The following is a 20,406-nucleotide window of genomic DNA, read 5'->3' as shown; positions in this document are numbered from 1 at the left end:
TGAAAACTTTACTATAAGAATTTGTACATCCAATTTTTAACATCTAATATCTTAATTAAGATGAAAAAACTAACACTTATATTCGGTTTCTTGTCCTTAGGCTTCTCAAACGCCCAGACAACGACAACAGAAAACTTTATATCGGCTACAGACTGTATGAATGAAGACTGTAGCAAAAAAACAGAAACGGTACAGTATTTTGACCTTCTGGGAAGACCCAGACAGATCGTGAATGTGAAAGCAACCCCTTTAGGAAGAGATATCGTAACTCCCATTGTCTATGATGACCAGGGAAGAAAGACCAGAAGTTACCTCCCGGTTCCCCAGAGCTCTACATCTAACGGAGGGATGTACTCACAGACTCCGGGAATGGTTTCATTTCCTGTTGCAGATGTAACCAATATCTATTCCGGAGAAAAGATCTATACTGAGACTGTTCTTGAAAACTCTCCGTTACAGAGGGTTTTACAGCAGAAAATGACGGGGAACGACTGGAACGGAAAGGCTGTGCTTTTGGGTTATGATCTCAATACAGCTGCTGACCATGTAAAAAAATACCAGGTAACAGCAGGTTGGGATACTGCGGGAAAACTCTACAGAAATGAATTACAGTATACCGTCGCAGAATATGCAGCCGGACAGCTCGTAAAAAATACTGTTACCGATGAAGATGGTCATAAAGTGGTTGAATTTAAAGATGGCTCCGGACAGACCGTGCTTTCAAGGAAAATAGTGGATGCTGCCCAAAATGCAGATACCTATTATGTATACAATGATTACAAGCAGCTTGCCTATATTATCCCGCCATTGGCATCAGCCGCAGCTTTGAATTCCGCAGCAGCAGATAATATATGTTATCAGTATAAGTATGACAGCAGAAACCGGCTGGTAGAGAAAAAGCTTCCCGGAAAAGGCTGGGAGTACATGGTCTATGATAACCAGAACAGGCTGGTAGCTTCGCAGGATGCCAACCTTAAGGAAAAAGGGCAGTGGATGTATGTAAAATATGATCAGTTGGGAAGAGTGGCTTTTACCGGAATAGCTTCCGGGGGAGAAAGAAATACGGAGCAGGGGCTGGCTGATGGAATCATAAACAATAATGTGAAAATAAGCAGTTCGGTTGTCTTTAACAGACAGGGGATGGATGTTTTTTATGATCCTGCCACTACCTATCCTCATGCTTCCAAATGGGTCGCATTATTATCCGTGAATTATTATGACACCTATCCTGCTTACAGCTTTAATCTTGCTTTTCCCCAGACGATCCAGGGGGCTGCCGTTTTAAAAGATACTCCTGTTAATGGTAAAAGCAGCAAAGGACTTCCCGTGATGGGTTTTGTGAAAAATATTGAAGATGATAACTGGACAAAAAACTATATTTACTATGACCAGAAAGGAAGAACCGTAGGTTCTTACAGTATTAATCACCTTGGGGGATATACCAAAACAGAATCTGAGCTTGATTTTGCAGGAATTGCCCAGCGAACCAAAGTATATCATAAAAGACTGAATACAGATGCGGAAAAAGTAATTACTCAAACCTATTCCTATGATCATCAGAACAGATTATTGGTGCATAAACATAAAGTAGACAATAACCCTGAAGAAATCCTGTCTCAGAATACCTATAACGAGCTTTCTCAGATTACCACCAAAAAAATAGGAGGTACAAATGGAAGCACACCTCTTCAAAGTATAGATTATACGTACAATATCAGGGGATGGCTTACCAAAATCAATGATCCTGCCAATCTGAACGGAAAACTTTTTGGGTATGAGATTAAGTATAATACCCCGGCAAATCCGGCCCAGGCTCCGGCAAAATATAATGGGGGGATTTCGGAAATAGATTGGAAAACATCCAATGATCAGATACTCAGAAGGTATGATTACCAATATGACGCACTCAACCGGATGAAAAAAGGAATTTATTCGGAGCCCGGCTCATCCGTACCACAAAACAATTTCTTTAATGAAGCTTTGAACTATGACCAGAACGGGAATATCACAGCATTGCAGAGGAATGGGAAAAGTACGGCAGGAATGGCGGAAATGATAGACAATCTTAGCTATTCCTATACCGGCAACCGGCTTATTTCCGTTGCGGATGCCTCTTATAACTATAAAGGCTATCCTGATACTTCGGGAAAAACCATTACCTATGATAATAACGGGAATATGACCGCCCATCAGGACAAAGGTATTTTGCAGATTAATTACAATTTCCTGAACCTTCCGGATTATATGATGTTTGATAAGATGTACTATACCCGGGGGCTTTGGCAGAATGAAAACACCTATTATTTTTATAAAGCAGACGGCACAAAGCATAGAAAGGAGCATAGATACAGTGAAAATTCTGTATACAGAAAAAAAACGACGGATTATCTGGATGGGTTCCAGTATGAAGAAGTGCAGAATGTAACGCCGTATACACTGAAATTTGTGCCTACCGCAGAAGGATATTACAGTTTTCAGGATAATAAGTATATTTACAATTACAAAGACCATTTAGGAAATGTACGCTTAAGCTACTTCAGCAATGGGAGTGGAGCAGAAGTTCTTGAAGAAAACAACTACTATCCGTTTGGGATGAAGCATGAAGGGTATAATGTTTTGGCGGGAAATCCTGCCTACAATTATAAGTATAACGGGAAAGAATTACAAAAAGAAACGGGCTGGCTGGATTACGGCTGGCGGCAGTATATGCCGGAAACAGGCAAATGGTACGGCATAGATAAGCTGGCAGAAGCCTATGCTTCTACAAGCACATATGCGTATGTAGCCAATAACCCGGTTTCACAGTTTGATGTAGACGGAAGATGGATGGATGATAATGGACATATCGACACTTCCGGAAACTCTAATCCTTTCAGAGATATGGCTCAGTCTCAGATAAGGATGACTCAGTTTATGGGACAAAATCCAGGAGAAGGTGCAGGCGGTGGTGGTTACACTTTTACTGGAACAGATGCAGGTTCCATATTCAATTATTTTGTAAATAGAGGAAACTTCTCCGAACTTAGCATTGGAGATGGTAATTTAACTTGGTGGAAGGGAACACCTACTTTAACCTCTTATAGTGGAACAGATATACATGGAGATATAGATCTCGGCATAGGGTATAACGCTAAATTTAAGGACATTCCATTAGATGCCTATAAAAACTGGGCAGATTGGGGCGCAAGTACTGCTGGAGGAGGATTTAAATATCTTGCTGATCGGAGAACAGCTCTGTATAATAGTGGATATTGGATAGATAATCTTGGACAAATGAGAAGTACAGCATATGCTGGAAGAGCCAGAGGATCTTTAATAGGACTAAGAGGCGATTATGTAAGACATACTGAAATGCTTGGAAAATATGCCAAAAGAGCTGGTTATGTAGGATATGGAATCAGTGCTGCACAAATAGGATATGGTACATATCAAGATGGTGGAAAGTTTGGTATTAGAGCTCAGGTAGCAACAGCTAACGTAGTAGGAGGAATGGCAGGTGCTTGGCTAGGGGGGAAAGCAGGAACATTAGCTGGCGGAGAATTGGGAGCTCTGATAGGAGTTTGGTTTGAAGGAGTTGGAGCAATACCTGGAGCAGCAATTGGAGGGGCTATTGGTGGAATTGTGGGTGGAATATTAGGAGGAGTATATGGAGGAGATTATGCAGAACAATGGGCTAGCGGTATTTTAAACAAACCTGATCCTATAAAATAACAAACAAAATTTTTAATGAAGAATAATAATTTATGGAAAAAACTTGGAACTATATTCACTACTTTATTTATTTATTCGAAGTTAAAGCTTCCCAAATAATAACTTATCCTATTACACTAATTTTTGATTTGATTTATAAAATTCCTTTTATAGCAAATACGCTCAAAAGGAAAAATAGTTCACCAGAAGAAATAAGACTAGCTAGTGAAAATGCAATAAACAACCGTGTATATGGACAAAATATAACTATTTCAGGTATTCAAATGGGAGGTTTAATAATTCTTATAGAATATGGATTATTTAATATTTTTCAGGCAATATTAGGGAAATCGTTAATACAAATCTTTTGGGAGCCAGGAAGCTCCTATAAATGGATATTTGTAATAGGGTTGTTAGTTATGCCTTGGATTATTAACGAGAGATTACTGTTTAAGAATAATAAATATCTAAAATACTTTGATGAATTTGATAAAGAAGCGAGAGCAGTAAGACATAAATGGGCATGGATAAGCTTGGGAATTATAATAGGAATTTTAGGATTTTTCATATTAAGTTTTGTAATAGTTGCAAAAGTACTTGGAAATTAATATTTCAAATATGTCTGTAATGTTCCAAACAAGTTGGTAATAAATTAGGGTATTGGTTTCCAATACTCTAATTTTAAAATATAATGAGGAAGAGCTTCAGGAAATAGGATTGTACAGCTACGGCTGGCGAGACTACATGCCGGATATCGGACGTTGGAACGGGATAGATCAGCTGGCAGAAAGCTACCTTTCTACCAGTCCTTATGCATATGTAGCCAATAATCCTGTTTCTAATACAGATCCTGACGGAAGATGGATTAATGAAGACGGAAGTATCCGTCCGTCTACGACATTTGATTATATGCCGGGTTCATACAAACCCACAATGTCATTCAGCACGTCTGATGGTATGCAGGGTGGTGGCGGTGGTTACACCCCGTTTGGGCGAACACAAGCCTATACGGATTTGATGACTGCTTTTTTTAATAAAGGAGAAGTAGGTATTAGTAATCATGGGGGAGCTTTAAGATGGTGGACTAGTATACCTGATAGCTACGATGAAGAAGGAAATCTTGTGAAAGGAGTTGGTGCGTTGGGTATGTTGAAGTTTAAAGGAGATAATAATGACTATTGGGGATTATTAAATAATGCAAGTACTGCTCAATCTTATGCAACAAATGGAATTGGGCTCACCTTAAGAACTACTGCTCAGGTATCAAATGACCTTGTAAACGCTGGTAAGATGATAAAAACACCTAATATTTTCAAAACTTACAATTTATATAGGAGTAATGGTTATTTGAATGGAAACAAATACATTTCCGGTGTAAAATTTATGAAAAATGTAAAAGCTATTAATGCTGTAAATAATTCTAAATTGGTAAAAGGAGTTGCAAGATTGGGATTGTTAATTTCATTTGAACAATTCAGAGAATCCCACCATCCAGGTTATATATCGAGGGGAATCTCAAGTTTTTTATCGGGTTTTGTTCCTTATGTAGGCCCTGCTATATCCTTGGGTATCGATAATACTGATGTAAATTACTGGAATATATGGACATGGGGTGCTATGAATAGGGGGAGCAATCATTATGATTATTTAAATATTGAAAACTAATATGAAAAATTTTACGACTAAAATTAAAAATGCTTATTTGTATGCTTACTATGAGTGTTATCTGCAAACACATATTTATTATAAAACACATAAGAATAAAAATTTTTATTCTTCTATGACTTTAGGTTTTGTACTTTTTTTCTTATTGGTTTTTCCCTCTGTTATTTTTTTTGGGAATAAATTTGAAATTGGGAAATGGATGTATCTTATATTGATAGGAATTGCTTATGCTCACTTATATTTTGATTCTTGGTTAATAGGCGAAGACGATTTGACAGAAAAGATTAATGCCTTTTATGCAAATAAAGATACAGTAAAAGAATCAAGAAAGATTTCATTAATTTTTGTATTCCTATGTATTATGTTTTGGGTATTTGCAGTAAAATATGATTACTATTAATTGTGGTAATGTTCCAAATGTATTAATGATAAATTAGAGTATTGGGGTAATGTTCCAAATATGTTGGTAATAAATTAGAGTATTGGTTTTCAATACTCTAATTTTAAAAATACTAGTAAAAATGTAAAGTTGAGATAATATTGCGGATAGCCAGAACAGAATAAAAGAGAAAATAGGCTGTCTAAAATATTGAAGATCAGATCAGGTGTTTCAGATGTGTTGTTGTTTAATCCGAAAGTTTCTACAGCTATAAATACAACGGGAAGGAACTTCAGGAAACACGATTGTTTGATTATGGCTGGCGACAGTATATGCCTGATCTGGGAAGATGGAACGGGATAGACCAGCTGGCAGAAAGCTATCTTTCTACCAGTCCCTATGCGTATGTAGCCAATAACCCTATCTCAAACTTTGATGTAGACGGTAGATGGTTTAATGAAGACGGAAGCATCCGCCCGTCTACAACATTCGATTATATGCCGGGTTCATACAAACCCACAATGTCATTCAACACGTCTGATGGTATGCAGGGTGGTGGCGGTGGTTACACCCCGTTTGGAAGAACACAAGCCTATACGGATTTGATGAATGCATTTTATAATGGAGGAACAGCAGGTGTTAGCAATAAGGATGGAGTCTTAAGATGGTGGACAGATTATGAGGATCCTGATCCTACTGTAACAGGAATAGGAGCTTTTGGTATGTTGAAACTCAAAGGTTATAGTGATAATATTGACTTTGGTAAAACAATATCCAATACTACCTGGTGGGTAAATACTACAGTAGGTGCTGCAGCTACTGCAAATGTACCAAGAACAGGTGTTTTTAAATATAATGACTTATGGCATCAAACCAAAACAAGAGGAACCTCATTCAGATGGCAAAATAGATGGAAAAATCCTGGAGCTAAATTCTGGAGGGGGCAACAGGTGAAAGGATTTCAAGGGGCAAGAAGTTTAGGGACAAAACTGACAGCTGCTGGCGGTGTTTTACTGGTAGCTGATGTTGCAATGTCAGGACAGGTTAAAGCATCTACGTACATAAATGGAATTATGCTTGGAGCTTCAACAACAGGAGTTGGCTCTATTGTAGCAGGAGCTTGGTTTATTATAGATATGGGAACAGGTGGTGTTAATTATCTTAATGGCAACGGGTTTAAAACACTTTCGGATGTGATAGATGAGAGTAGTATTGGACAAAGTATAAGTTTTGAAATGTATGATGGTTTATATTAAGAAAAAAAATATGATTAAAAGTAAATTTACGGGAAATTCCATATTCTGGGGATTATTTATGTCTGTTTGGACGGTTTTTGGCTTAGTTTTTATTTTTAAAATATTAAAAAATTTTTCTTTAGACATTAAACATATATTGATTTTATCATTATTTGTGGGTTTGTTTCTATTTTCAATTAATTATTTAAAACATATAAAACTTTTAATGATCCAAGAAAATAAATTGAAATACTATTCCATTACAAAGCCTTTTGGCAAAACTTTAAATATTGAGGATTTTATCGGAAAAATAAGTATAACTGAATCTGGAACAACAGGCAGTTATAAAGTGGTGTATTTAGTTAATAAACAAAATAAAACATCTTTTAAGTTAATGGGACTGCATTATAATAATTTTGAAGAAATAGATAATGCTATACATTTGAAAAAAATCAATTTTTCTCCTACTGTTTCACAGTATTTTAAGCTGCTATTTTTTGAGAAAATTATTGTTAAAAATGACAAAAGTTCAAATAATAATGAAGCCATTAATATTATTTTGGGAGTATTTAAAGCATTTTCTATAATAGGTATTGTTTTATTTATTTTAGGGTTTTTAGTTAAGAAATTTCTTTAAAATAATTAAGAACAGTAATGTTCCAAACGTGTTGGTAATAAATTAGAGTATTGGTTTTCAATACTCTAATTTTAAAAATAAGAATAAAAATCTCAATTTAAATGATATTGCGGATAGCCAGAACAGAATAAAAGAGAAAATAGGCTATTTAAAATATTGAAGATCATATCAGGTGTTTCAGATGTGTGAAGATTTTTGTCAGAAGGAAAACTAATCCTGTTGGGCTTGTGTACGCCATAAACAAAAACAAAACAAATAAATCTGTAACATTTTTTACATTATATTGACTAATGTAAAAAACTAATATATGTTTCTAAAGTTCCTTAGGCTTGAAATAAAAAGCTTTTTTCGTGGTACATCTTTAGGGATCAATCTAACCATGAAAATTCTCCGTTTCATAGGAATTCTCTACTTTATCGGATGTCTTGTGGGCGGAGCATTTATTGCCTTTTTCTACATTCAGGAGGAAATGCATCAGAATCCTTTACAGGTGGTTTCAAAATTCATGATTGTTGCCTGGATTATTGATCTTGTTCTCAAATATCTCTGGCAGGAAATCCCCACACAGAACATGAAGCCATTTCTGACCATGAATATCCGGAAGAATACGCTGGTCAATTTTATGCTGGCCAAAACTTTTCTTTCCGCATTCAGCTGGCTGAGTTCTCTGTTCTTTATTACCTTTTCACTGATTGCCATATTCAATGGATATAGTATTTTGGGAATCATGGTGTGGCTGATTGGTGTGATTTCACTATTGTACCTGAATAATTTTATCAACATTTTTTTCAACGGTAAAGAGACCCTGGCGGTAATTATCGGAGTATGCTTTCTAGGCATAGGAGCGTTGGGATATTACAATATTGTTCCGGTTTTATCATATTCCGAATCGGTTTTCTTTAGTTTCTATGAAAAGCCACACGTTATACTGATCCCTGTTGCTTTGTTCGTAATGCTGTGGTGGATATGTTTCCGTTACCTGCGTCAGGAGTTTTATCTGGATCAGGGGCTTGAAGCGAAGAAGACTGTCGGGAAAACAGAAAATATTGCCTTCCTGAATAAATACGGCGTTATCGGGACATTTATCAATAATGATATTAAAATGTTGAGACGCAATAAAGTACCCAAAGGAATTTTGCTGGGCAGTTTTATGTTTCTGTTCTACGGATTGCTGATGTTTACTTCTTCAATGTATAAAACACCGGCAATGATGATGTTTATGGGACTTTTTGTAACAGGAGGCTTCCAGTTTCTTTTTGGACAGAGAGTTCCCGCTTTTGACAGTTCATACTATCCATTGATGATGACCCTGAACGTTCCTTACAAAGAATATCTGAAAGCAAAATGGTGGCTGATGAATATTGTAACTGGAGTTTCTGTGATTATAGCGGTTTGTTATGCCTATTTTGGCTGGGAAGTTTACGTTACATTTTTTGCAGCAGGTTTATATAATATCGGGGTGAATTCTCAATTTACCTTGTGGTCCGGAGCTTTCAATAAAACTCAGATTGACCTGAATTCAAAAGAAAAACGATTGGGACAGAAAGGGAGCTTCAATATGATCGCCATGCTTCTGCTGATTCCTAAAATGTTACTTCCGATGGGTGTATTTGCTTTAACAAAATATTTGTGGGGACTTACCGGAGGAGTAATCAGTATTGCAATTATAGGAATTATAGGATTTTTCCTGAGGGAGAAGATCTTTGATATTATTGTAAAACTTTACAAAAAAGAAAAATACAGCACACTGGATGCATTTAAAAATATAAGTTAAACCATGATCAACATACAAAATTTATCCAAAACATACGGAACAGCAACCGTTCTCAACATTGAACATCTTGAAATTCCCAACGGAGAAACATTTGGCCTCGTGGGAAACAACGGAGCAGGAAAAACAACCCTTTTCAGCCTTATGCTGGATCTGATTCAGGCTACGACAGGATTTGTAAGCATTGACGGAATTAAGGTTAACGAATCTGAAGCCTGGAAAAATAAGGTTTCAGCCTTTGTAGATGACACCTTTCTTATCGGCTATCTTACGCCTGAAGAATATTTTTACTTTATCGGAGAGCTGAGAGGCCAGAACAAAGCTTCTGTAGACGAATTCCTTAAGCCTTTCCACGATTTTTTCAATGGAGAAATCCTGAGATCCGGGAAATATGTCCGTGATCTTTCAAAGGGAAATCAGAAAAAAGTAGGAATTGTAGGAGCCATTATTGGAAATCCTGAGATTATTATTCTTGATGAACCTTTTGCCAACCTCGATCCGTCTACCCAGATCAAGCTTAAAAACCTGATCAAGGAATTATCAAAACAGGATGGTGTTACTTTCCTTATTTCCAGCCATGATCTTTCCCATACTACAGAAGTTTGCAACAGAATCGTGGTTGTGAACAAAGGGGTGTTGGTAAAAGATATTCAGACCAATCCGGAAACCTTGAAAGATCTGGAACAATATTTTGCAGATCAGGTTTCAGTTTCGGATATTTAATACCACAAAAAAACAGGTATGAATACGATAGAATCACAGAATGTAACAGATTATCCCAATAGCAATACTATTTTCATGGTCTGGAAACTTAATGACAGCCCTGAGCTGAAAGAAGTTTTTCAGGAACTATGTGCTTTGGTTTTAAATCTTAATAATTCAGTGTTTAACCGTTTCCCGGACAGCAGGGCAAGCTGTGTCATGGGAATTGGTGCAGAAGCATGGAAAAAACTGGAACTTCCAACGCCGCCGCCAAAAGAATTAGTCAATTTTGAAGAAATAAAAGGAACGAAACATACGGCTGTTTCTACTCCCGGAGACCTTCATTTTCATCTGAGAGCAGATAATAAAAGCCTGATTTTTGATATGGCTGTCGAGATCTCCCGGTTATTAAGCTCAGTGGCCGAAAGTATTCTGGAGGTTCATGGATTCAAATACTGGGATGCACGCTCCATTCTTGGTTTTGTAGACGGAACGGAAAATCCGCATGGCGATGACCGTGATTATTTTGGAAAGATAGGAGATGAAGACCTTCAGTATAAAGGAGGAAGCTATCTTTTTGTTCAAAAATATCTTCATAACATGGATGCCTGGAAAGGCTTATCCACGGAAGAGCAGGAAAAAGTGATCGGAAGATCAAAAGAGAATGATATTGAAATGTCTGATGCGGTAAAACCATCAAATTCACACATTGCTTTAGCCAATATTGAGGGCGAAAACGGTGAAGAACTAAAAATAGTCAGAGATAATATGCCTTTCGGCAATCCCTCTACCAATGAGTTCGGAACTTATTTTATTGCCTATTCAAGTACATTTACCACAACAAAAAAGATGTTGACCAATATGTTTATCGGTGATCCTCCGGGAAATTATGACAGAATTTTAGATTTCAGCACAGCAGTTACAGGAACGCTTTTCTTTGTTCCTACCAGAAATATGCTTGATGAATTTTCAGGATAAAATGCAAGCTGCCTCATTCCAGGGCGGCTTTTTCTTTAATTAAAAAATACAAATAAAAATTTTTTTCAAAAATTGTAACCTTTTTTTGTTTTGATTGTCTTTAGTATAGAAACAGCATAAACATGAAACTCTTGTTCGGAAATAAAAAGAATGATTTGTTGAGCCTCCTGAAGAAACAGGATCCGGCTGCGCAGAAGATTTTCTATGAGCAGAATGTCAGGAAATTCCTGAGTGTCAGCAAAAGCTATGTGAGCGATCTGTATCAGGCAGAAGATTGTCTTATCAAAGCATTCTGTAAAATTTTTAAACACATAGAAAGCTTCAGAGGAGAATCGAATCTGGATAGCTGGGCAAGAAGAATTGTGGTGAATGAATGCCTGAACTTTATCAAAAGTCATAAAACCGTTTTCTATCTGGACGAGATTAACCCATCTTTTCATGAAGACATCCACGAGCCGGAGATTGATTGTGATTTTAATGCGCAGGATCTGTTAGATCAGCTGCCTGATGCTTACCGAATGGTTTTTAACCTGTATGTACTGGAAGGATATTCTCATCAGGAAATTGCAGATACTTTACAGATTTCAGTGGCAGTGAGCAAAACACAGTTGTTCAGAGCAAAAGAAAAGTTAAGAAATATTTACTTTCAACAACAAAAAAAAGTGAAAAATGAAAACGTCTAAAGATACTATTGAATACCAGATCAAAAAACAGATGGAGGAAAGAGAGATTGCTCCTTCCCGTGATCTCTGGTCTGAAATTGAGTTTCATAATAACAATAATCGCGGTTCCAAATCAAAAATGAACTGGTTTTTAGTGGCAGCATGTTTAATGTTGACCTTCGGTTTAGGTACTGTTCTGTTTTTTCTCAATCAGCCTTCAGAGATTGAACCTGTCATGGTGAAGACTGCAGAAAAAACTTCTTCTGATAAAATAGTAACTGATTCTATTCACGATAATATTTCTCTGGCAGCTCAGAACAATGAAAAGAAAGAAGAGAATCAAACATCACCCTCCGATAAAGCAGAAGGGATTTCTGCGGTGGCAATTGCACAGACTCCACTGATTCCCAAAGAAAACCTTCCTTTGAAAAAACAGGAAATTCCACAGCTTACTCATCCTCAGCTCATGGCAAAAGCCGATTCTTTAAAAACTCCGGTTAAAAAGAAGAAATATGTAGACCCATCCACACTTCTTTTTTCAGTAGAACATAAAGATGTCATCGAAAAAACAAAAGATGGAAGTAACGTGGCGACTACTATCGATCTGAATGCCAGATAACGTATCCGTAAAAATTTAAAAATTAATAATATGATCAAGAAATTAATCGTAATGGGATTGATGTGCTCTTTTTCCGCATCATTCTATGCACAGAAGACCTTCAATATTAACCTTTCTTCTAAAAAAGATACAGAAGTGAGCCCGATTGTAAAAGAGAAAGTAGAAGAATATGCAGCAAAAATCAATACCATTATTCAGGAAGAGAAAAAGCTGATGGAAGAAGAACTGTTGGTTCTGCAGGCAAAAAACCTGGATAAGGCAGATTTTGACAGAGAAAAAGCTAAGATCGCAGACCGCTATTCTGAAAAAATGGACAAAAGAATTGAAGAACTGGGATTTGATCTGGATGATGTGATTCAGAAGCAGGTAAGATATTCTCTCCTGAATACTGATGTGACTTCCAAAGAAGAGCTTAAAGAAAAATTGCTGAAAAAATTTCGTCCTACCAGAAGCTTTACCGGATATTTCTCATACGGAATCATGACTTTGACAAACAGTTCTCCGGATAATGAACTGGATAAAAATATAGGATATGCCAATAATCTGGAATTCGGCCTGAAACTGAATTACCAGCTTAGCAGAACAAGCCCGTGGGCTGTTACTTCAGGACTGGGATTTTCGTGGAGAACGGTGAGGACAGATAATAATATGTTCTTTACCAAAAGTGCAGATCAGGGAGTAGCTCTGTCTCAATATGGCGGCAGTCTTGATAAAAGTAAACTGAGAACAGGATATATTATTGTTCCTCTTGGTATGCAGTATAATTTTTCCAAACTTAAAAATGGTGGAATGGATGTTCAGTACAGAAGTTATTACACAGGATTTAAAATTGGAGCCAATGTATATGGTGGCGTAAAAATGTCTACCAACAATATTGTAAAAGGAAATGATGGCGAAATGAGAGACAGGGGAAATTATCAGGTGAATCCTTTCGTCTACGGAGCACAGCTTACTGTTTCTTATAACAGTTTCAGTCTCTTTGTTAAAAAAGATTTCAGCAACTTCTTTAAAGACGGTTATTTCAAAAATGATAAAGCACTGATATTCGGCTTAACCATTGGATTAGATTAAATAGTACTTTGATAGCAAATGAAAAACTCCGGGAACCTTTCCCGGAGTTTTTACATAGTATCAGTTATAAAATCATTATTTTAAGCTTCCAACCATATCTTCAGGTTTTACCCATTCGTCAAACTGTTCAGCAGTTAACAAACCAAGATTGATGGCTTCTTCTTTTAGTGTGGTTCCGTTTTTATGGGCTGTCTTGGCAATCTTGGCAGCATTTTCATACCCGATATGGGTGTTTAAAGCGGTCACCAGCATTAAAGATTTGTCTACAAGCTCCTTAATTCTCTCATGATTCGGCTCAATACCTATTGCGCAGTGATCATTGAAAGAAATACATGCATCGGCAATCAATTGGGCAGATTGTAAGAAGTTGTATGCCATTACCGGTTTGAAAACATTCAGTTCATAATTCCCCTGAGTTCCGGCAAATGAAATGGTGGTATCATTTCCTAAAACCTGAGCACAAACCATCGTCATTGCCTCATTCTGAGTAGGATTTACTTTCCCCGGCATAATAGAAGATCCCGGCTCATTTTCAGGAATATGAATTTCCCCAATTCCCGAGCGTGGCCCTGATGCCATCAGTCTAACATCCTGAGCAATTTTGTATAATGAAACAGCCAGCTGCTTTAACGCTCCGTGAGATTCTACAATCGCATCATGTGCAGCAAGGGCTTCAAATTTATTTTCAGCAGTAACAAAAGGGTGTTTTGTAAATTGAGCAATATATTCTGCTACTTTTACATCATAGCCTTTAGGCGTATTCAAACCTGTTCCTACAGCAGTTCCTCCCAATGCCAGTTCAGAAAGATGAGGTAGGGTATTTTTTAAAGCTCTCAATCCGAATTCCAGCTGGGCAACATAACCTGAAAATTCCTGTCCAAGAGTAAGTGGAGTGGCATCCATGAGATGGGTTCTCCCGATCTTTACCACATCTTTAAAGGCTTTTGATTTCTCAGACAACGTATTTTTTAGTTTCTCAACAGCCGGAATGGTTACTTCCACCACTTTGGTATATGCAGCAATGTGCATGGCAGTGGGATAGGTATCGTTGGATGACTGAGACTTATTCACATCATCATTCGGGTGGATTTCAGATTTTTCTCCCAATGTTCCGCCATTATTGACGTGTGCTCTGTTTGAAATTACTTCATTGACATTCATGTTCGACTGGGTTCCGGAACCCGTCTGCCAGATCACTAATGGAAACTGATCATTCAATTTTCCCTCCAAAATTTCATCACATACTTTCGCGATCATATCTCTTTTTTCCACAGGAAGTACTCCCAGATCAGTATTGGCATAAGCGGCAGCCTTCTTCAGATAAGCAAAAGCTTCAATGATTTCATGCGGCATTGAACCCTCAGGTCCTATTTTGAAATTATTTCTGGAACGTTCCGTCTGTGCACCCCAAAGTTTATCTGCAGGTACCTGCACTTCTCCCATGGTGTCTTTTTCTATTCTGTAATTCATAGTGTTGAAATTTGTATGATCTTTTATTTTTACGCCAAAAAAATTGTTGGTAGTATCATGTTTAATGAAATAAATAATATTTTGGCTTTGTTTATTTAGCTTCTATAAAGGTACTTATAAACTCAGAAACCTCCAATTTATAATCATTATAAATATCAATTTAAATGACTGATTTTACTCATATTTTTTTTAAGGAGGCGTATTTTTGTAGAAACAAAAATTGAATGGATTTTAGATATCAGGATCCGTATCCTATTCAGAAAGATGATACGGTGTACAAAAAACTTACATCAGATTATGTAAAGGTTGAAAAGCTGGGTGACAGAGAAATTTTAACAGTAGATCCGAAGGGACTGGAGTTATTGGCAGAAGAAGCCATGGCAGATGTTTCTTTCATGCTTCGTTCTTCACACCTGGAAAGCCTTAGAAGAATTATTGATGATCCTGAAGCTACAGATAATGACAGATTCGTTGCTTACAACCTTTTACAGAATGCTGCAGTAGCTGCAGAAGGAGCTCTCCCTTCATGTCAGGATACAGGTACTGCGATTGTAATGGGAAAGAAAGGAGAAAATGTATATACAGGAGTAGATGATGGCGAATACCTGAGCAAAGGAATTTACAATACCTATCAGAAAAGAAACTTAAGATATTCTCAGGTCGTTCCTTTAACGATGTTTGATGAGAAGAATTCCGGATCCAACCTTCCTGCACAGATTGATATCTATGCTAAAAAAGGAGATTATTATGAATTTTTATTCTTAACGAAAGGAGGAGGTTCCGCCAATAAAACATTCTTATATCAAAAAACGAAATCTTTACTGAACGAAAAATCTCTTGAAGAATTCATCAAAGAAAAAATTTCAGACCTTGGTACCGCTGCATGTCCGCCTTACCACTTAGCATTGGTAATCGGAGGAACTTCAGCTGAAGCCAATCTTGCAGCCGTTAAAAAAGCATCAGCAAAATATTATGATCATCTTCCGACAGAAGGAAATGAGGCCGGACAGGCATTCAGAGATCTTGAATGGGAAGCTAAAGTTCAGAAAATCTGCCAGGAAAGTGCTATCGGAGCTCAGTTTGGAGGAAAATACCTTACTCACGATGTAAGAGTGATCAGACTTCCGAGACACGCGGCATCTTGTCCTGTTGGAATGGGCGTTTCCTGTTCTGCAGACAGAAATATCAAAGGAAAAATTACCAAAGAAGGAATCTTCCTGGAGCAGCTGGAACAGGATCCGAAAAGATTCTTACCTGATACGCCTCCACATCTGGAAGAAGCTGTTGAGATTAATCTGAACAAACCAATGCCGGAAATTCTTGCTGAACTTTCTAAATATCCGATCAAAACAAGATTAAAACTGAACGGAACCCTGATTGTTGCAAGAGATATTGCTCACGCAAAAATCAAAGAAATTATCGACAGCGGTAAACCAATGCCGGACTATTTCAAAAATCACCCGATCTATTATGCAGGACCTGCAAAAACTCCGGAAGGAATGGCTTCAGGAAGTTTCGGGCCTACTACTGCCGGAAGAATGGACGTTTATGTAGACGAATTCCAAAGCCATGGCGGAAGTATGATCATGCTGGCAAAAGGAAACAGAAGTAAGGATGTTACCAATGCATGTCATAAATACGGAGGTTTCTATCTTGGATCTATCGGAGGGCCGGCTGCTATTCTTGCGAAAGACAATATTGTATCTGTAGATGTGGTAGACTTCCCGGAATTAGGAATGGAAGCCGTAAGAAAAATTGAAGTAAAAGACTTCCCTGCCTTCATCATTTCCGATGATAAGGGCAATGATTTCTTTGCAAATCTTGCTCACTAATTAGTTTAAAATTAAAATAAATAACAAAATAGAACGCTGATCTTTTGTGTAAAAAGGAAAAAAGTTCTATTTTTGCCTAAAATCTTTAAGAGAATGATAACGATATTATCAGCATTTTGGCCGTTCTACCAGTTCCTTTGGACTATATTCTTCATTACTATGTTCCTAGTAGGATTCTGGTGTATTTTTATGTTCTTCGGATTAGTAATCCCAATGTGGCTAACTGAAGGTTTGAAAGAGTATTTCGGAAAAGTAAAGCCTTTCGACCCTGAAGATATCAGAAGAAAGCTTATTACTGAGCAGGAAGGTGTAGAAGTTATCTATAACGAGCCGAAAGGAAACGGACCTTTCCTTCACGATCACGGACATCATCATTAATTGATTGTCATTGCTTTTTCACCTGAATTCTGAAAAAGTAATATCAAAGCAAAACAACATATATAGACCGCTTAAGCAATTAAGCGGTTTTTCTATTTATTATTTCTCAGACTTTCCGGAGATACCCCAAATTTCTTTTTAAACGCCCGCGTAAAGTTCTGGAGATATTCATAACCGCACTCAATAGCAATTTCTTTGATCATAATTTCTTTATTGGTAATCATTTTCTTTGCTTTCAACATCCTGAGCTCTGATATATAATGAGCAATCGTTGTATGATACTGCGTTTTGAATTCCTTTCTGATAGTATTCTGGTTCAGTCCAAAATATTTTCCAATTTCTTCTGCTTTTATATTTCTATGGTAATTTTCATCAATGAATTTCCTGATCATTTCAGGTGTTTTTGGAGTGTCTTCGAAAATGTTTTTCTCATTAAATTGCTCAAAGATCAGGATAAGAAGTTTGATAATCTTTGCTTCTATAAATAACTTCTGCATAATTCCCCGTTTGCTATAACCAAGAATTTCTTTAACAATCATATGCATCTCAACCGTCATGTCCGGCGGTGTTTCTTTATGAAGGAAAATGAAATTATTATGAATCATATTTTCCAGAATTTCAGCATTTTCACGATTAAGCTCGGGATTGATGAGATTAAAAATATATTGATAATTGATCTGTATCTGGAGATATTTCAGAATTTCCTGGTTTTCTGTCCAGAGTTCTGCTCTGCTTTCCTGTGGTGAATAATGCAGGATATATTGATTTTTCCTGAATAAAAATTTTGTTCCATAATCATGACCTTCTAAATTAATACCATCACTCAACATGAAAATCAAATTAAAACTTGATTTCCCCTCCAGAATATGAGACTTGACGGATTGATCAGGACACAGGTCTTCCTGCATGATGATTTTGATGTCCTCGGATATGAACAAATGTCCACTTTTTAATTGACTCCTCATACAACACATTTTTACAGCCATGGTACAACTTCTTAAGATAAAAGTCCTCCGCAGGATAACCAAAAGTTCGAAAATGATAACTCGGGGTTGATAATGTGAGGTACTTTTGCGCAAAATTAAATTAAATTTAGAATAATTAAAAATAATATTTCATATGTTTAAAGATTTACATTTTGCAATACGGAAAATCAGAACAGGATTAGCATTGCTAACCGTTGCTGGAAGCTATATGTATGCCCAGCAATGGGAAAGTGTAGGAGGCATTCAGGATGTATCTCCAGGAGGAAGTGGTTTCAATAATCTTGTTATTGACAATTCAGGAAATTATTATCTGTCCTATTATGATGTTTCTGTAGCTAAAGGTTCTGTTCAGAAATTTAGTGGAAGCTCATGGTCTTACTTAGGCGGTGTTCCAGGCGTAACTACAGGGACAGCTACTTATAACTCATTGTCTATAAGTCCAAACGGAAACAGTATTTATTATACCAATCAGCTTGGTTATCCAGGCTCCGGGATGGAAGTACGTTTATTTACAGGCTCTTTATGGTCTCAGCTTCCTAATGCTACAGACAGCTCGGTAAATTATCAGGCTTCTGCGGTATCTTCTGATAATATTATATTCACTTATGGATCTTACGGTTCCGGAACAGTAAAAAAATATTCCGGAGGTGCATGGGAACAGGTCGGAAATGCAGGTTTTTCAGGAGGTGCTGAATTTGCAGAAATGGTAATAGGAACCAATAATATGGTGTACACCTGCAATGTTTCCGGAGGGATAAAAGTATATCAGAACAGTACAGATGCCAGCTCAGCACAAAACTGGACACTGGTAGGGGGAACAGCAGCAGATGATTCTTCATCAGGAGAGCAGTATAATGCTGATATTGCTTTAGATGGAGCGAACAGAATCTATGTTGCTTATGTTTCCAACTCCGGAGGAGGAAGGAAGTTGAATGTCAGAAAGTTTGACGGAAGCTCCTGGGTACAGGTTGGAAATGCCAACTTCTCAGAGGGAAGAGTACAGCATGTTGCTTTAGCCGTAACAGACTCAGGAAAGCCATATGTGGTAGCCAGCCGTTTTGAAAATGATAATTTCCTGAGAAATACCGTTTATCAATTAGACGATTCGCAAAACTGGGTTCCTTTTGGAGGAGATTTTATTTCAGCTGGAGAGGCAAAATACAATGATTTAGCAATAGATAAGGCACAAAATTATCTTGTTTTGGCTTATTCCGACAATACAACAAAGGTGAAAAGAATTTCCCTGAACCTTAATCCGCAAACATGCAGCAATACAGATCCTGGAGCCAGTGTTGGTGATATTGGTTGTGTAAGTTTTATGTATCGCGGACAGCAAGTTGCTTATACTACGGTAAGAGGAGCAGACGGAAAAATCTGGCTTCAGCAGAACCTTGGAAGCTTACAGGTGGCTACATCAGTAGCGGATGCGAATTCTTATGGAGACCTTTTCCAATGGGGAAGATGGGATGATGGACACCAGCTTAGAAATTCCCAGATTGTACCAGCACCATCTCCTAATACTCCGGAAGGAACAAGTACCATTGCTGGAGCTTATGTTGCAGGATCTCCGGCATGGTGGGCAAATTTTGCAAGTGGAGATACATGGAATGGGGCATCACTTGCAGATGTCAATGCTTCTGTAGGTATAGATCCTTGTAAAGCAATAGGACCAGACTGGAAAATGCCTTCTCAGGCAGACTGGACTACTTTAATAGGAGCAGAAAGTATTGGTAATCCGGCAACGGCTTACAGCAGCAATCTCAAATTATCGGCAGGAGGATACAGAAGCTCCAGTGACGGGAACTTTACTTTTGTAGGGCAAAGAGGGTATTTCTGGAGCTCTGATACATCAAGTTTAGGAGGAAAATATCTCTATATCGGATCTACGATTGCCAATCCATCTGCCGGAGCTATGAGAGGGCAGGGATCATCAGTAAGATGTATCAAGCCTGCATCTTCTTTAGGTACTTCAGAAATCAAACAGAATCAATCTGTTATTGAAATGTATCCTAACCCAACCAAAGGAATTCTTATGGTTAAAGCTGATTCAGGAATTGAAAAAGTAAACGTTACCAATGCTGTAGGGCAAAGAATGAATGTACAGTTCTCGGATCATCAGATCAATTTGACTGAACTTCTTTCAGGATTATACATCGTAGAGTTAAAGTTGAAGAACGGACAATCTGTTTCTAAAAAGATTATAAAGGAGTAAGCGGATCTCAATACCAAAGATTTCGCCAAAAGAATTTAGTTTATTACAATTACTTTTATTGGAAGGCTCATGAAATTTTCATGAGCCTTTTTTTATTATTATTTCTCCGAAAAAATAGA

Annotated in this window: 16 protein-coding genes and 1 pseudogene; 15 read left to right on the top strand and 2 right to left on the bottom strand. The window is 37.3% G+C overall.

What is annotated here, in order from left to right; genetic code table 11:
• Positions 1 to 60: 60 nt before the first annotated feature.
• From AC59HC_RS10080 to AC59HC_RS10025, 12 genes and pseudogenes are all read left to right on the top strand, one after another.
• A complete protein-coding gene (locus AC59HC_RS10080) occupies positions 61 to 3,711 on the top strand; it encodes a DUF6443 domain-containing protein (protein ID WP_496558525.1) in 3,651 nt (1,216 codons plus the stop codon).
• Positions 3,712 to 3,743: 32 nt separating this feature from the next.
• Complete coding sequence (locus tag AC59HC_RS10075) at positions 3,744 to 4,298, top strand: hypothetical protein (RefSeq protein ID WP_227942694.1); 555 nt, start codon at positions 3,744 to 3,746, stop codon at positions 4,296 to 4,298.
• A gap of 52 nt (positions 4,299 to 4,350) precedes the next feature.
• Complete coding sequence (locus tag AC59HC_RS10070) at positions 4,351 to 5,355, top strand: RHS repeat-associated core domain-containing protein (protein WP_496558524.1); 1,005 nt, start codon at positions 4,351 to 4,353, stop codon at positions 5,353 to 5,355.
• A gap of 1 nt (position 5,356) precedes the next feature.
• Positions 5,357 to 5,755 (top strand): hypothetical protein, encoded by a 399-nt coding sequence (locus AC59HC_RS10065; protein ID WP_110011518.1) that lies wholly within the window; start codon positions 5,357 to 5,359, stop codon positions 5,753 to 5,755.
• Between the two features lie 257 nt (positions 5,756 to 6,012).
• Positions 6,013 to 6,990 (top strand): annotated as a pseudogene (locus tag AC59HC_RS10060) (RHS repeat-associated core domain-containing protein); the annotation flags it as partial.
• A gap of 10 nt (positions 6,991 to 7,000) precedes the next feature.
• Positions 7,001 to 7,606, top strand: coding sequence for a hypothetical protein (locus AC59HC_RS10055; RefSeq protein ID WP_496558523.1), 606 nt, complete (start codon positions 7,001 to 7,003; stop codon positions 7,604 to 7,606).
• A 307-nt stretch (positions 7,607 to 7,913) separates the two neighbouring features.
• Positions 7,914 to 9,380, top strand: coding sequence for a DUF5687 family protein (locus AC59HC_RS10050; RefSeq protein ID WP_496558522.1), 1,467 nt, complete (start codon positions 7,914 to 7,916; stop codon positions 9,378 to 9,380).
• A gap of 3 nt (positions 9,381 to 9,383) precedes the next feature.
• On the top strand, positions 9,384 to 10,100 hold the full coding sequence (locus AC59HC_RS10045) for an ABC transporter ATP-binding protein (protein WP_496558521.1): 717 nt from the start codon (positions 9,384 to 9,386) through the stop codon (positions 10,098 to 10,100).
• 18 nt (positions 10,101 to 10,118) lie between these two features.
• On the top strand, positions 10,119 to 11,057 hold the full coding sequence (locus AC59HC_RS10040) for a Dyp-type peroxidase (protein WP_110009954.1): 939 nt from the start codon (positions 10,119 to 10,121) through the stop codon (positions 11,055 to 11,057).
• A 122-nt stretch (positions 11,058 to 11,179) separates the two neighbouring features.
• On the top strand, positions 11,180 to 11,740 hold the full coding sequence (locus AC59HC_RS10035) for an RNA polymerase sigma factor (protein ID WP_137904819.1): 561 nt from the start codon (positions 11,180 to 11,182) through the stop codon (positions 11,738 to 11,740).
• The gene (locus tag AC59HC_RS10030) at positions 11,727 to 12,338 is read left to right on the top strand and encodes a hypothetical protein (protein WP_202840076.1); all 612 of its coding nucleotides are present in this window, start codon (positions 11,727 to 11,729) and stop codon (positions 12,336 to 12,338) included. Before AC59HC_RS10035 ends, AC59HC_RS10030 begins: the two co-directional genes overlap by 14 nt.
• A 30-nt stretch (positions 12,339 to 12,368) precedes the next feature.
• On the top strand, positions 12,369 to 13,409 hold the full coding sequence (locus AC59HC_RS10025; RefSeq protein ID WP_496558520.1) for an outer membrane beta-barrel protein: 1,041 nt from the start codon (positions 12,369 to 12,371) through the stop codon (positions 13,407 to 13,409).
• 75 nt (positions 13,410 to 13,484) lie between these two features.
• Here AC59HC_RS10025 and fumC read toward each other — a convergent pair whose 3' ends face one another.
• Positions 13,485 to 14,879 (bottom strand): class II fumarate hydratase, encoded by a 1,395-nt coding sequence (gene fumC, locus AC59HC_RS10020; protein WP_137904816.1) that lies wholly within the window; start codon positions 14,877 to 14,879, stop codon positions 13,485 to 13,487.
• 224 nt (positions 14,880 to 15,103) lie between these two features.
• On the opposite strand from fumC, the gene AC59HC_RS10015 reads away from it, so the two are divergent.
• Positions 15,104 to 16,711 (top strand): fumarate hydratase, encoded by a 1,608-nt coding sequence (locus tag AC59HC_RS10015; RefSeq protein WP_202840072.1) that lies wholly within the window; start codon positions 15,104 to 15,106, stop codon positions 16,709 to 16,711.
• A 93-nt stretch (positions 16,712 to 16,804) separates the two neighbouring features.
• Positions 16,805 to 17,089, top strand: coding sequence for a hypothetical protein (locus AC59HC_RS10010; protein ID WP_171006268.1), 285 nt, complete (start codon positions 16,805 to 16,807; stop codon positions 17,087 to 17,089).
• Between the two features lie 92 nt (positions 17,090 to 17,181).
• Here AC59HC_RS10010 and AC59HC_RS10005 read toward each other — a convergent pair whose 3' ends face one another.
• Positions 17,182 to 18,054: a helix-turn-helix transcriptional regulator gene (locus AC59HC_RS10005; RefSeq protein ID WP_496558519.1), complete on the bottom strand. Its 873-nt coding sequence runs from the start codon at positions 18,052 to 18,054 to the stop codon at positions 17,182 to 17,184.
• A gap of 154 nt (positions 18,055 to 18,208) precedes the next feature.
• Between AC59HC_RS10005 and AC59HC_RS10000 the strand changes: the two genes are divergently transcribed.
• Entirely contained in the window at positions 18,209 to 20,287 is a 2,079-nt protein-coding gene (locus AC59HC_RS10000) for a T9SS type A sorting domain-containing protein (protein ID WP_496558518.1), read from the top strand.
• The last annotated feature ends 119 nt before the right edge of the window (positions 20,288 to 20,406 follow it).

Source organism: Chryseobacterium sp. DZ-32, from assembly GCF_059587025.1.
This window is presented reverse-complemented; position numbering and strand designations above follow the sequence as displayed.